Source organism: Maritimimonas sp. 2405UD52-3, assembly GCF_056591715.1.
In genome coordinates this window covers 560,597-574,774 of record NZ_JBWQOL010000001.1, presented here as the reverse complement: position 1 = coordinate 574,774, position 14,178 = coordinate 560,597, and the positions used below count along the sequence as shown (strand labels likewise).

16 protein-coding genes are annotated in these 14,178 nt (G+C 33.7%); 12 read left to right on the top strand and 4 right to left on the bottom strand.

Translation table 11 applies throughout. From position 1 onward, the window contains the following. Positions 1-9: 9 nt before the first annotated feature. Positions 10-1,059, bottom strand: a complete 1,050-nt coding sequence (thiL, locus tag AC1EU5_RS02640; protein WP_480191086.1) for a thiamine-phosphate kinase — start codon at positions 1,057-1,059, stop codon at positions 10-12. A 110-nt stretch (positions 1,060-1,169) separates the two neighbouring features. Here thiL and AC1EU5_RS02635 point away from each other — a divergent pair, with 110 nt between their 5' ends. From AC1EU5_RS02635 to AC1EU5_RS02625, 3 genes are read left to right on the top strand one after another with little or no spacing between them, the layout of a single operon-like run. Next, the gene (locus tag AC1EU5_RS02635; RefSeq protein ID WP_480190795.1) at positions 1,170-2,519 is read left to right on the top strand and encodes a choice-of-anchor B family protein; all 1,350 of its coding nucleotides are present in this window, start codon (positions 1,170-1,172) and stop codon (positions 2,517-2,519) included. Beyond that, positions 2,520-3,854: a hypothetical protein gene (locus AC1EU5_RS02630; RefSeq protein ID WP_480190794.1), complete on the top strand. Its 1,335-nt coding sequence runs from the start codon at positions 2,520-2,522 to the stop codon at positions 3,852-3,854. A gap of 24 nt (positions 3,855-3,878) precedes the next feature. Next, entirely contained in the window at positions 3,879-4,766 is an 888-nt protein-coding gene (locus AC1EU5_RS02625; protein ID WP_480190793.1) for a metallophosphoesterase, read from the top strand. Here the strand turns inward: AC1EU5_RS02625 and AC1EU5_RS02620 are convergent. After that, positions 4,761-5,528 carry a TerB family tellurite resistance protein gene (locus tag AC1EU5_RS02620; protein ID WP_480190792.1) on the bottom strand — a complete coding sequence of 256 codons (768 nt, stop codon included), beginning with the start codon at positions 5,526-5,528 and terminating at the stop codon, positions 4,761-4,763. The genes AC1EU5_RS02625 and AC1EU5_RS02620 overlap by 6 nt on opposite strands. An 82-nt stretch (positions 5,529-5,610) precedes the next feature. Between AC1EU5_RS02620 and AC1EU5_RS02615 the strand changes: the two genes are divergently transcribed. The 4 genes from AC1EU5_RS02615 (at position 5,611) to AC1EU5_RS02600 (ending at position 7,627) form a co-directional block, all read left to right on the top strand. Then, a complete protein-coding gene (locus AC1EU5_RS02615; protein ID WP_480190791.1) occupies positions 5,611-6,021 on the top strand; it encodes a BrxA/BrxB family bacilliredoxin in 411 nt (136 codons plus the stop codon). A gap of 56 nt (positions 6,022-6,077) precedes the next feature. Beyond that, positions 6,078-6,458: a hypothetical protein gene (locus AC1EU5_RS02610; protein ID WP_480190790.1), complete on the top strand. Its 381-nt coding sequence runs from the start codon at positions 6,078-6,080 to the stop codon at positions 6,456-6,458. 62 nt (positions 6,459-6,520) lie between these two features. Next, positions 6,521-7,180: an HD domain-containing protein gene (locus tag AC1EU5_RS02605; RefSeq protein WP_480190789.1), complete on the top strand. Its 660-nt coding sequence runs from the start codon at positions 6,521-6,523 to the stop codon at positions 7,178-7,180. Positions 7,181-7,225: 45 nt separating this feature from the next. Further along, a complete protein-coding gene (locus tag AC1EU5_RS02600; protein WP_480191085.1) occupies positions 7,226-7,627 on the top strand; it encodes a GNAT family N-acetyltransferase in 402 nt (133 codons plus the stop codon). Here AC1EU5_RS02600 and AC1EU5_RS02595 read toward each other — a convergent pair. Both AC1EU5_RS02595 and AC1EU5_RS02590 read right to left on the bottom strand, forming a co-directional pair. Further along, positions 7,624-8,400 carry an enoyl-CoA hydratase/isomerase family protein gene (locus AC1EU5_RS02595; protein WP_480190788.1) on the bottom strand — a complete coding sequence of 259 codons (777 nt, stop codon included), beginning with the start codon at positions 8,398-8,400 and terminating at the stop codon, positions 7,624-7,626. The two genes, AC1EU5_RS02600 and AC1EU5_RS02595, sit on opposite strands and share 4 nt — an antisense overlap. 4 nt (positions 8,401-8,404) lie before the next feature. After that, on the bottom strand, positions 8,405-9,814 hold the full coding sequence (locus tag AC1EU5_RS02590; RefSeq protein WP_480190787.1) for a sensor histidine kinase: 1,410 nt from the start codon (positions 9,812-9,814) through the stop codon (positions 8,405-8,407). Between AC1EU5_RS02590 and AC1EU5_RS02585 the strand changes: the two genes are divergently transcribed. From AC1EU5_RS02585 to AC1EU5_RS02565, 5 genes are all read left to right on the top strand, one after another. Further along, positions 9,795-10,016 (top strand): hypothetical protein, encoded by a 222-nt coding sequence (locus AC1EU5_RS02585; RefSeq protein WP_480190786.1) that lies wholly within the window; start codon positions 9,795-9,797, stop codon positions 10,014-10,016. The genes AC1EU5_RS02590 and AC1EU5_RS02585 overlap by 20 nt on opposite strands. A 226-nt stretch (positions 10,017-10,242) precedes the next feature. Continuing rightward, entirely contained in the window at positions 10,243-11,082 is an 840-nt protein-coding gene (locus tag AC1EU5_RS02580; RefSeq protein WP_480190785.1) for a prephenate dehydratase, read from the top strand. Then, positions 11,079-12,227 (top strand): pyridoxal phosphate-dependent aminotransferase, encoded by a 1,149-nt coding sequence (locus AC1EU5_RS02575; protein ID WP_480190784.1) that lies wholly within the window; start codon positions 11,079-11,081, stop codon positions 12,225-12,227. The genes AC1EU5_RS02580 and AC1EU5_RS02575 overlap by 4 nt, the downstream gene beginning before the upstream one ends. A gap of 2 nt (positions 12,228-12,229) precedes the next feature. Further along, complete coding sequence (locus AC1EU5_RS02570; RefSeq protein ID WP_480191084.1) at positions 12,230-13,084, top strand: prephenate dehydrogenase; 855 nt, start codon at positions 12,230-12,232, stop codon at positions 13,082-13,084. Between the two features lie 7 nt (positions 13,085-13,091). Further along, on the top strand, positions 13,092-14,171 hold the full coding sequence (locus tag AC1EU5_RS02565; RefSeq protein WP_480190783.1) for a chorismate mutase: 1,080 nt from the start codon (positions 13,092-13,094) through the stop codon (positions 14,169-14,171). Positions 14,172-14,178: the final 7 nt, after the last annotated feature.

Genomic DNA, 14,178 nt, shown 5'->3' with positions numbered 1-14,178 from the left:
TAAGGTGAATTAACTGTTTTTTAACAATGCATTCCAACCTTGTGCTGTTAATTCAACTTTTTGATTGGCACGAGTAGTTAGACTCATTCCCTCATTCTTATCAGTAATATGACCAATAACTGTAAGGTTAGGATTGGCCTTGATCTTGTCAAAATCATCTAAAGAGATCGTAAATAGTAACTCATAATCTTCGCCTCCACTTAATGCAACCATGGTAGAGTCTATATTAAACTCTTCACAAGTAGAAATTACCTGAGGATCTAATGGTAATTTATCCTCATACAAATTACAGCCTACCTTACTTTGTTGACATATATGAATAATTTCTGATGATAAACCATCAGAAATATCAATCATAGCAGTAGGTTTTACATCTAAATCCTTTAGTATCTTGATGATATCTTTTCTAGCTTCCGGCTTCAATTGACGTTCTACTAAATACGTGTAATTATCCAATTCTGGTTGTGCATTTGGATTGGCCTGAAAAACTTGCTTTTCACGCTCCAGTACTTGTAATCCTAAATAGGCGGCACCTAAATCACCCGTAACCACAATGAGATCATTAGGTTTAGCTCCACTTCTATAAACTATATCTTCTTTATTGGCTTCACCAATCGCGGTAATACTTACTAATAATCCTTTTGTTGATGATGTAGTATCACCTCCAACTAAATCAATCCCATACGTTTTACATGCCAAATGAATACCAGCATATAACTCTTCAACTGCCTCTAAAGGAAATCTGTTTGAAAGAGCTAATGAAACTGTAATCTGAGTGGCACTTCCGTTCATAGCATATACATCAGATAAATTAACCATTACAGCCTTATACCCTAGATGTTTTAAAGGCATATATGATAGATCAAAATGAACACCTTCAACTAACAAATCTGTCGTGACTAAAACCTGCTTATCAAATTTCAAAACAGCAGCATCATCTCCTACTCCTTTAACAGAAGACTTTTGCTTTATTTCTATGGCATCAGTTAAATGTTTTATTAATCCAAATTCACCTAAATCTGATAATGAGGTACTATTTTGATTTTTGTCTTCTAACATGCTTTTAGTTTTACTCTTAGAAATCCTTACATTTGTTTGATCTGCAAAAATCGTCATTTCATAAGAATTCAGCATGATTTTTGATGTTTTTAAACTTTAAGCAAACACAAATGATTAAAAGAAAATCTTTTTTATTATTAATTATCATATTCTTGACTTTATTTTATTCATGTTCATCTTCAGATGACAGTAACCCTCAACCAGCTCTAGTAGATGCAGATTCTGATGGATTCAATGATATTAATGACAATTGTATAAACATTTCAAATGCAACACAAGCAGATTCTGACGGAGATGGAATGGGTGATGCTTGTGATGCTATTTTCAATTCTTCAACTGAAGAATGCTCTTCTGGAATAGCAGGAGGATTTTCTTGTAATGATTATGACTTATTATTAAATATTCCATTAGAATTTTTTGGCTCATCTTCCGGAAATGACTCTTGGGGTTGGACAGATTCCGCAACCGGAAAAGAATATGCTTTAATGGGTTTAGATGATGGAACTGCTTTTATAGACATAACAAATACTAATGAAGCAATATATTTAGGAAAGTTACCAACGGCAACCTTATTTAGTCAATGGCGAGATATTAAAGTTTACAAAGACCACGCTTTTATAGTGAGCGAAGCACCTAATCATGGTATGCAGGTTTTTGATTTAACCAGATTAAGAAATGTAACAAATCCACCGGAAACTTTTACTTCAGATAAAGATTTTAATGATTTTGGCAATGCTCATAATATAGTAATTAATGAAACTTCAGGTTATGCCTATCCTGTGGGTACTACTCAGTTTAATGGAGGGCCTTTATTCATTAATATTAAAGATCCAAAGAATCCTCTCAGCGAAGGAGGCTATGGTATGGATCAATATAGTCATGACGCGCAAGTGGTAATTTATAATGGTCCTGACACTGATTATGTTGGTAAAGAAATTCTCATAGGTAGCAATGGTGAACAAGGTGGGGTTAATGAGGTTGTTATTGTAGACATTACAGATAAAGCAAATCCTAAAAGTATTTCACAAATATCTTATAGTAATCCTGGTTACACGCATCAAGGGTGGTTTACTGAAGATCATCGCTATTTTTTATTAGGTGATGAGTTAGATGAAACTGGTTTTGGCTTCAATTCGCGTACACTAATTTTTGATTTTTCTGATTTAGAGAACCCTTCTCTTAAATCTACTTATTTAGGCCCAACATCAGCCATTGACCATAATGGCTATGTCAATGGTAATTTATTTTATTTGGCTAATTATACGGCAGGTATTCGTGTTATTGATTTATCAGATATTTCTAATGGCAATTTAACAGAAGTCGGATTTTTTGATACATATCCAGAAAATGACAATACTGCTTTTGATGGTGTTTGGAGCGTATATCCATATTTTGAAAGTGGCAATATTGTAGTCAGTGATACCGATAGGGGTTTATTCATCATCAAAAAAAGTAGCTAGGTGAAATTGCAAGTAAAAATTTGCGCTATTCTTTATTTAACTTTTATAAGTTGTAATACCGATGAATCAGTTACTGACCGAATTACTTTAGCAGGAGAAATAGAATGGCAAAAAACATTTGGCGGTAGTGGTGATGATATAGCTAGAGGGGTAATAGAAACATCAGATGGCGGCTATGCCATTATTGGATACACAAATAGTATTGATGGGGATGTTACCGATAAAGATTTAGCTGAAAATGATTTTTGGGTATTGAAATTAGATAAAGATGGCACTGTTGAATGGCAAAAAACCTATGGAGGAAGTGGTGATGACAAAGGGCGTGCCATCATTCAAACATCAGATGGGGGTTATGCTATTACCGGCCCTAGTATGAGCTCAGATGGTGATGGATCTCAAAATCAAGGATTTCATGATCATTGGTTGGTAAAATTAAACGCTCAAGGAAGTATTCAATGGGAAAAATCTTTTGGTTTTTCTGGCCATGACCATAGTCATTCATTGTTTCAAACCAATGATGGAGGATATTTTATAGGTGGGTACTTAGATGTAACAGCTTCCGGTGGACTAGGAAATGAAACAATTACCACTAAACATGGCGTGGGGGAGTTTTGGGCGCAAAAGCTTGATTCAAATGGTAACTTACAATGGCGCCGTTATTATGGCGGCTCAAATAATGATAGGATCTATAAAGTTTTACAAGCGCATGATGGTAATTTTATGCTGGTAGGTTCATCAGAAAGTAATGATTTTGATATTAGTAATACCAATGGTAGCTACGATGTTTGGGTAATCAAAATGGATACTAATGGTACTATGTTGTGGGAAAAATCTTTTGGGGGCTCAGGCATAGATGATGGATACGCTGCTATAGCCACTAATGATGGTAATTACATAATAGCAAGTACTGCAATAAGTGATGATGGTTTGGTATCCAACCCAAAAGGTGGTGCGGACGTTTGGATATTAAAAATTAATGACAATGGAGAATTACTTTGGGAAAAGTCGTTTGGCGGTTCAGGTTTTGATAGTGCTTTCGCAATCAGTAAAAGCAATAACATTTTTAGCTCTTATATAATTGCAGGACACTCCAAAAGTAGTGATGGTGATTTAACTAACAATAATGGTGAAAATGATTTTTGGGTAATAAAAATTGATACTAGTGGTAAACTTTTATTTGAAAAATCATTTGGCGGATCTGGTTTAGATTTTGCCTATGGTGTTACAGAAACTTTTGATGGTAAAATCGTTGTTGTAGGAGAAACCGAAAGCTCTGATAAAGACATTACTACAAATAAAGGTGGCAAAGATATTTGGGTGGTAAAAATAAAGTAAATTAGTGCGTAGTTTCTTGGCTATATGAACTCCATTCTTGACAACGCCTTACAGCATGCCAAAAAAATCACCATTGATTGTGATTCAAAACTGATTTTCTTTAGTGATCTGCATAGAGGTGATAATAGTTATGCAGATGATTTTGCACACAATATGCAAATCTATGATTATGCTTTAAGAACCTATTATGATGATGGTTATACCTACTTTGAATTGGGTGATGGCGTAGAATTATGGGAAAATGATTCATTCGAACCTATTTACAATGCTTATAAGGATTCACTTGAACTTCTACGACAATTTCATTTGGAAGACCGAGCTTATATGATTTGGGGAAATCATGATATGATCTTTAGAGACCCTTTGGTAGTTGAAAAAATGGTATACAACATTATTAATCCAAAGGAACTAAAAGAAAAACAACGGCTTTTTAATTTGCATTATTACGAAAGTATTTTACTAGAAATAGAAAATACAGGTAAAACCATCTTACTCATTCATGGTCACCAAGCAGATTGGTTTAATTATAAATTCTGGAAGTTCAGTCGCTTTTTTGTACGCTATTTCTGGATGCCTTTACAAAAATGGTTTAATGTAAAAGACCCTACTAGCCCAGCAAAAAATTATAAAAACCTTATAAAAGTTGAACGCAGACTAAAAGATTGGATGCTTTCGAATAACAATCAAATGGTCATAGCTGGTCACACGCATAGACCTCGTTTTCCTGAACCTGGAGACTTACCTTATTTTAATGATGGTAGCTGTGTTCACCCAAAATCAATTATAGGTATAGAAATAAAAGACTTAGAAATTTCACTTGTTAAATGGCATAATAGTATTGATGAAGAAAACCAAAACAAGATTGTAAAAACGGTATTGGAAGGACCTAAAAGTTTGGATTTGTACTTATAATCCTCTTTCTTTTTGAATTTTTTCATAAGCTTCCTGCACTTTTCTAAACTTCTCTTCAGCACCTTTTACATGTTCTTCGCCCAAATGCTTTACTTTATCAGGATGGTATTTTTTTACCATTTTTCTATATGCTTTTTTAACTTCATCATCTGTTGCCGATTTTTGTATTTCCAAAATTTTATAAGCACTATCAACTGCATTATAAAACATAGCCTTGATAGATTCAAAATCGTGGCTGTTTATATATAAATATCCTGCAATTCTATGGATCGTTTCCATTTCAACTTGACTCACATTTCCATCCGCTTTAGCGATACCGAATAGAAAATGTAGTAACTGTAAACGCGAAGCATGATCCATATGCTGGCGAATCTGAATACTTACTTGTCTTGTAGAAATATTATTCTTTTTAATAATACCACTAAACAATCTAAAGGCTCGATTTGCCCTGGCCGAACCATACATATTTTGAAATTGATCTCTTACAAAATCAAGCTCTCTCCTATTTACATCGCCATCAGCTTTTATAATCACTGCCGCCAGTACTAATAAACTTACTTCAAAATCACCTGGTTTAGTTTGCGGTCGCGCTCTTTTGCTTGTTCTTCTATTTCCTTCAGGTATTTGTCTTCTGAAGTCTTTTACATCTTTATCAGAAAAACCATCAATTAAACTCCCAAGAACAAATCCTAAAATACCTCCAATTGGTCCTCCAAAAGACCACCCTAAACTTGCACCTAACCATTTTGCAAAATCTGCCATATATGCTATTATATCTTATAAAACTCAAATATAATTATATGTATCTTTGCAATACAATTTGTTACTAAAAAAATAATAAAATATGTATCCAGAAGAAATTGTAAAGCCTATGCGTGCGGAGTTAGTTGAAGCAGGTTTTAAAGAGTTACATACTCCTCAAGATGTAGAAGATATTTTAAAAGAAAAAGGAACAACTTTAATTATGGTTAATTCTGTTTGTGGGTGTGCAGCTGGTACTGCCAGACCAGGAACTATAGCATCTATACAGGGTGATAAAAAGCCTGATAATTTAACCACGGTTTTTGCAGGCATGGAAAAAGAGGCAGTAGAGAAGGCTCGTGAACATATGATACCTTTTCCTCCATCATCTCCTGCCGTGGCCTTATTTAAAGATGGTGAATTGGTACACATGTTAGAACGTCATCATATTGAAGGAAGATCTGCAGAAATGATTGCTGAAAACTTAAGCGAAGCCTACCAAGAATTCTGCTAAGTTTTTTTACGCAACGTTTCAAGTGATTTCATATCTATTGATAAATATTCATTGATATGAAGTCATTTTTTTATGCTCTTTTTCTAACCATAATTCTTGCCTGTTCCAGTGATGATTCTTCAGATGATCAAGCTTCTGACTTAAAGATAATAGAAGATTTAGGAGAGGAGATTATTGAGTTGGTTGAGTCATCAGGTTGTTCTGAAAATACTGAATGCAAGTTCATAGCGTTTGGCAGTAAACCTTGCGGAGGACCTTGGTCTTATTTGGTTTATAGCACTTCTATAGATGAAGATTTATTGGTTGCAAAAGTAGAGGAATATAACAGGTTACAAAACGTATATAATATTAGATATGGAATCATATCTGACTGTTCTTTAGTAAACCCTCCATCGGCTGTAAACTGTGATAAAGGAAAATGTATAGCTCTTAATTGAATACCTATTAACTTCTTTGTAAAAATGAATCCTTCTTATAGAAGGATTTTTTATTTTGCGGCATGAATAACGAACAGCTTATAGAATGTACCATTACTTTTGTAAAGGATACACTTAAAAATGCGGAAGGTGGTCATGATTGGTTTCATATACAAAGAGTATTCAATAATGCTAAATTAATTGCTAAAAGCGAAAAAGTAGATAGGCTTATTATTGCTCTGGGTGCATTGTTACATGATATTGCTGATGCTAAATTTCATGATGGTGATGAAACTATTGGGCCAAAAAAAGCAGCTCGTTTTTTACTAGCTCAAAATGTTGATAGTGTAGTAATAGAACATGTAGTTAAGATCATTGAAAATATTTCATTTAAGAATAGTCTTTTAGTAGATGAAAATCAGTTTACTTCAAAAGAATTAGAGGTCGTTCAAGATGCTGATCGATTGGATGCCATTGGCGCCATAGGTATTGCTCGTGCTTTTAATTATGGTGGATTTAAGAATCGAGAATTATTCAACCCAGAGGTTGAACCTAATTTAAATATGTCAAAAGAAGAATATAAAAAATCATCTGCGCCTACCATCAACCACTTTTACGAAAAATTATTACTACTAAAAGATAAAATGAATACGACTACAGGGCGAAGAATTGCTGAACAACGTCATCGATTTATGGAACAATATCTTCAACAATTTTATGATGAGTGGAACGGAAAAAAATGACGACTTTACTTTTCAGCTGGTTGAAGGAAATCCCAGTGAAAGTGAATTGAAGATACTCTCCTTAAACTTTATCAAGATATTTTTGAAGATGCCAAGCTTGATTTTTTTAGACAACGCCTAAACGAAAAAGAAAATGTTTTAGCCATCATTGCCTTTAAAGATCAAAAACCTATTGGATTTAAAGTAGGATATAACTATAACGAAACAACTTTTTACAGCTGGGTAGGTGGTATTTTAGGGGACTACAGAAAACTAGGAATCGCCAAAAAACTCGCAAATCTTCAAGAAGGTTGGGTGAAGCAACAGGGGTATTCAAAAATCAGAACCAAGTCAATGAATAACTTTAAGCCCATGATGATCTTAAATCTTAAAAACGGATTTGATATTAAACAGGTTTATACAAACGATAGAGGTCAAACTAAAATTATCTTTGAAAAAAAACTTTAAGAAAAATTAGGTTTACGTTTTTCTAAAAAGGCTGTAGTGCCTTCTTCAAAATCTTCGGTTCCAAAACAATTACCAAATTCTTCAATTTCAACATCAAAACCATTAATTCCATCTACATAATTCGCATTAACCGCTTTTATGGCTGATGCAATTGCTGTAGAAGAGTTTCGCATAATTTTGCCAGTTATCTTTTCTGCTAATGGCAAGAGCTCTTCCTGAGTTACGACATGATTTACTAAACCATAATTCAATGCATCATTGGCGGGGATCATACCGGCCGTCATTATTAATTCCATAGCTCTTCCTTTACCCACTAACTGTGCTAAGCGTTGTGTACCTCCATAACCGGGTATGACCCCTAGGCTTACTTCAGGTAAACCCATCATTGCATTATCGCTAGCAATTCTAAAATGTGCTGCCATTGCTAATTCTAATCCACCACCTAGAGCAAATCCATTTACCGCAGCAATAACAGGTGTAGAAAGATTCTCTATAAAATTAAATAATAACTCCTGTCCTTTTCTTGCTAACTCACTTGCTTGCCTAACATCAAAATCCGAAAATTCAGAGATATCAGCACCTGCAACAAATGCTTTTTCACCGCTACCTGTTATAATAATTACCTTACAAGTACTATCAGAATTCGCTTCCGCGAAAGCGTTATGCAACTCATGAATCGTTTCTTTGTTTAAAGCATTTAATTTTGATAGACGATTAATTGTAATGCTCGTAACTCCATCTGTATTTGAAACTAAAATATTGTTATAACTCATTGATTTATTTTTTAGGAATACTTACCGTAAATACGGTTCCTCGATTTATTTCTGATGTAAAAGTAATATTTCCATTATAAGCTTCCACAATATTTTTTACCATGGGCAGGCCAAGTCCCATACCACTAGACTTTGTGGTAAACTTAGGCTCAAAAATCTTCTTTTTATCTTCTTCTGGAATACCTTTACCATTATCAGCTATGGTAATACGCACATTACCATTATCATCACTTACTTTTACTTCTACTTTAGGGTTTTCTTGATTTTCTAACGCTTGAATGGCATTCTTCACTAAGTTTGTAACGATTCTTATCAGCTGTGTCTTATCCAACTGAGCAATCAAACTTTCTTCTTTATGAAAATAATGGATATACTCCTCGTTGAAAATATCTAGTGCCAATTTTACAACCTCTACAACATTCAATTCCTCTCTTTTTTGCCTTGGCATCTCCGCAAAATTTGAAAAAGCCGAAGCAATGGAACTCATAGTATCAATTTGTTGAATAAGCGATTTACTAAACTCATTCAATTTCTCCTTGATATTCGGGTCTGTAACATCAAAGCGTTGCTCAAAACTCTGCACAGACAAACGCATTGGAGTTAATGGGTTCTTGATTTCATGAGCCACCTGTTTCGCCATTTCTCGCCATGCTTGTTCGCGCTCACTTTTGGCTAATTTTACAGCACTTTCTCCTAGTTGATCTACCATATCATTATAAGCACTTACAAGATTGTATATTTCTAAACTGGCATCTTCTAACATTATCTTCTCATTACGTTTATCAAGTGCTGTTTGATTGATTTTCTCACTAACAGTTTTTATAGATTTCGTAATATATCTAGATATAAAATAAGCAATACCTACAGCAATCAAAAGCATCAATAAGTAAACAAATGCTAAGCGAGAAAGGAATTCACGCAGTTCTTTTTCTTGAAATGTATTGTCCTGTAAATACGGTAAATGCAAAATGCCTATAGGTTTGAACTTATTATCATTAATATATGTGTAAGATGCCTGAAAAGGAATTTCATTCTTTGTTTCTTCTTTTACCACACGATGATTAGGATCATCTGCAATTTCATTAAGTACATCTTGAGTTATGCTATAATTGACCGTATCTTTTGAAAAACTAGATGAAGAGCTGATCAATAACTTGCCGTTAAGATCATAAATATTAATATCTAATTGATTTACTTCAGAGATATCGTAAATCTTATCTTTAAAAATTAAATGTAAATATTTGGCTTCAACAGGATAGGTTGTTCTTCTGCGTAATTCAAGATCAAGACTAGACATTATGGTATTCTCTTTACGTTCTAAGCGCGCTTCATGATAATCATCTGCCTGCTCTTTATATTGATAAATGGTAATAAGTGCTATTAAAACAGAAGCAATGACTACTAATAAGATCATTGCTAGAAAGATGCGCGTGCGTAGAGAAAACTTTTTCAGTTGCATTCAAGTGTGTTGTGCGGTAAAGATAGCAAATATCATTCCTAAAAATAGCCTTAAAACCTACTTGAACATGAAGCGATCATATTACTATTCTTATGGATTTCAAACTAAAGGTGTTATTCCATTAAAAATATATCAACATAAATATATCAAAAAATAAAAATCCTAAAAAAATTAGACTATCCTTTAAAAAAATTTGTTTTTAAAAGTTTAATGTATAGATTTGTCCAACAATCATTTAGAGAATGACATTAACAAACACTTGGCAAGCTTATTTCTACTTCTTTTATTTTTTTAAAATGAAGCGAGGCTTTATGAGTGTTTCCTGATACAAAATTATAACACACAATAGAGTCTCGAGAAATCGGGACTTTTTTTATGCCTGAATGGGAACAAAAAAAATAGCCATACAAGGAATTAAAGGTTCATTTCATCATGAAGTGGCCAGTAACTATTTTGGAAAAAATATAACTATGAAAGAATGTATGTCTTTCGTAGAAATACCGGAACTTTTAAATAGTGAGCAGGTGGATGGAGCAGTTATGGCTATAGAAAACACGCTTGCTGGTGCTATTTTACCAAATTATGCCTTGATTGATGAATTTAATCTAGCAATTCATGGCGAAGTGCATTTACCCATTCAACACAACTTGATGGCTCTAGAAGGGCAAGGTCTAAATGATATTGAAGAAGTATGGTCACACCCAATGGCTTTATTACAATGCAGAAAGTTCTTTAGAAAACATCCGCGTATAAAGCTAGTTGAGACATCAGATACAGCCGAAGTAGCACAACAAATTCAAGAAAAACAATTAAAAGGTATTGCTGCTATAGCCAGCAAAAAAGCAGCTAAAATTTATAGATTAGATATAATTGCAGATAAAATACAAACCAGCGAACATAACTATACTCGGTTCTTTGTTTTAAATAAACGAAATGGCCATTTGAATAAGGAAGAAAACATCAATAAGGCATCTCTAAAGTTTAGAACAAAGCATCAAACAGGTAGTCTTACTGAAGTACTTAATATTTTTGCGGGTTACAATATTGGATTGACAAAACTACAATCTTTACCTATTATTGATGAACCTTGGTTATATGCCTTTTTTGCTGATGTAGTTTTTGATGATTATACTGCTTATCAGAGGGCCTTAGAGCATATAGAGAATAAAGTGAATAGTATAAAAGTATTAGGCGAGTACAAGCGAGGCAAAAGAAAATTATGATAACAAAGGCCAATAGATTACATAATGTTCAGGAATATTACTTCTCTAAAAAATTAAGAGAAGTTCGTGAGCTTATTGCTCAAGGTAAGCCAATTATCAATGCTGGTATCGGCAGTCCTGACTTACCCCCTCCTAGCAAGGTAATAAACATATTAAAATCATCAATAGAGGAATCAAACATACATGGTTATCAAAGTTACCAGGGATTACCTGAATTAAGAAAGGCAATAGCCGGTTTTTATAAAAGAAATTATAATGTAGAGTTAGACCTTAATCTAGAAATTTTACCCTTAATGGGGTCAAAAGAAGGTATAATGCATATATCTATGGCATTTTTAAATCCAGGCGATGAAGTATTGATACCAAATCCCGGTTACCCTACGTATACATCGGTTACCAGTTTAGTTGAAGCCATACCTAACTATTATGACCTTAAAGAATCAAACGGCTGGTTTCCTGATCTTGATACATTATCGAAAAGAAATTTATCAAAAGTAAAACTCATGTGGATCAACTATCCGCATATGCCAACTGGAGCAAAGGCTGATATAAATCAACTAAAGGATGTAGTAGAATTTGCTAAACGGAATAATATTTTGTTGGTAAATGATAACCCATACAGTTTTATTCTGAATAAAAATCCTTTAAGCATATTACAAATAGAAGGAGCAAAAGAAGTTGCACTAGAACTAAACTCCCTGAGTAAAACTTTTAATATGGCAGGATGGCGAATAGGAATGGTGCTAGGGTCTGCCGAAAATATTCATTCTATTTTACAAGTAAAAAGTAATATGGACTCAGGTATGTTCTATGGATTACAACAAGGTGCAATAGCAGCATTGAATCTTGATAACAGTTGGTATGGAGATATGAATGCCATATATACAAGACGAAAGAAAATAGCATTTGAAATTTTCAATGTGCTAGATTGTAGTTATGATAAAAAAAGTGCAGGATTGTTTGTTTGGGCTAAAATCCCTCATGATTTTACCGCAGAGGCTTTGGCAGATAAATTATTATATGATTACAATGTTTTTATGACACCAGGAACCGTTTTCGGATCTAATGGTGAAGGATACATTCGTCTATCATTATGCATTTCTAAAAAGAAACTAAAAGAAATTTTAAAAAGGATTGCCGTATGAATATAGAGAAAGTAGCCGTTATTGGCCTTGGATTAATTGGTGGTTCTTTGGCATTAGAACTAAAGAAGTCTACGTGGGCGACCATTTACGGTATAGACGATAATCCTGAACACATTCAAAAAGCCCTAGATCTCGGGATCATCTTTGAAAAAGCCTCACTTGATATTGTAAAAGAAGTAGACACTGTTATTATAGCAGTGCCAGTTGACATTATACCAAAAATCACACTTCAAGTTTTAGATTTAGTAGGTGAAAACACCTTAGTTTTTGATGTAGGTTCTACTAAAGATGAAGTATGTAAAGATGTAAAAAATCATCCCAACAGGAAAAATTTTGTTGCTGCACATCCTATTGCTGGTACAGAATTTTCAGGCCCTGAAGCTGCTATTTATGATCTCTTTAAGGAAAAAGTAAATATTATCTGCGAGCAAGAGTTCAGTAGCACTGAAATGATAGAAAAGACAGTTTGGTTATTTGAAAAACTGAACATGCGAAATGTTTTTATGGAATCAGCCAAGCAACATGATATGCATATAGCTTATGTGTCTCATCTGTCTCATATCAGTGCATTTATGTTGGGTAAAACGGTACTTGAAATAGAAAAAGATGAGAAAAATATTTTTAATATGGCCGGTAGTGGTTTTGAATCTACAGTAAGACTGGCTAAAAGTAACCCTAAAACATGGACACCTATTTTCTTACAGAATAAAGAGTATATACTAAAATCACTAGATGAGTATATTAAAAATTTAGAATCCTTTAAGGCATTAATAGAATTAAACTCTAATCATGAAGTATTTGAGGTCATGAATGAAACAAATAGAATAAAGAACATATTAAACGGAATAAAAAAATAAACAATATATGGAATCAACGGATTTTTCAATTTGGTTAAAGGATATGCAATTATCACACCCTTTGGTAATTGCAGGACCTTGTAGTGCAGAAACAGAAGAACAAATGCTTAAAATTGGGCATCAATTAAAGGAAACAGATGCAACTGTTTTTAGAGCGGGTATATGGAAACCCAGAACAAGACCTGGTAATTTTGAAGGAAACGGTGCAAAAGCCTTGCCATGGCTTTCAAAAGTAAAGCAAGAAACAGGTATGCTAGTTACTACTGAAGTGGCTAATGCGCAACACGCTAAACTAGCTTTAGATTTTGATATGGATATTATCTGGATAGGCGCCAGAACCACGGTAAATCCATTTGCTGTTCAAGAAATAGCTGATGCTTTACAAGGTACAGATAAAATAGTTCTCGTGAAGAACCCTGTAAATCCAGATTTAGCTTTGTGGATGGGAGCTATTGAACGTTTGCATACTGCTGGTATCAAAAACCTTGGAGCTATTCATCGTGGCTTTTCTTCATTTAAGAAAACCAAGTATAGAAATATCCCTCAATGGCAAATTCCAATTGATTTAAAAAATAAATATCCTACACTTCCTATAATTTGTGATCCTTCGCATATTTGTGGAGAACGTGATGGTATATTTGATGTTTGTCAAAAAGCGTTAGATCTCAAATTTGAAGGACTCATGATTGAAACACATTTTGACCCTGACAATGCCTGGAGTGATTCCAAACAACAAATTACACCTAGCAGATTGAAAGAAATTACTGAAGATTTACGAGTAAGAAAAGATAGAGTTGAAGAGAAAGATGCATTAACAAAACTTACAAAACTTCGTCAAGAAATAAGTATGCTAGACAAACAGTTGATAGATCTTTTATCAGATCGTATGGATGTAGTACAAGATATTGGTAAAGTAAAAAAGGATGGAAACGTTGCTATTTTACAACGAAGTAGATGGCAAGAGGTGATTAAGAAAGTGGTTGACTTGGGTAATGAGAAGAACTTAAGTAATGATTTTGTAGAGAAAGTTTTTAAGGCTATTCACCAAGAATCAATTCAACATCAGGAAAAAATAGTTAATAGTTAGTTATTGT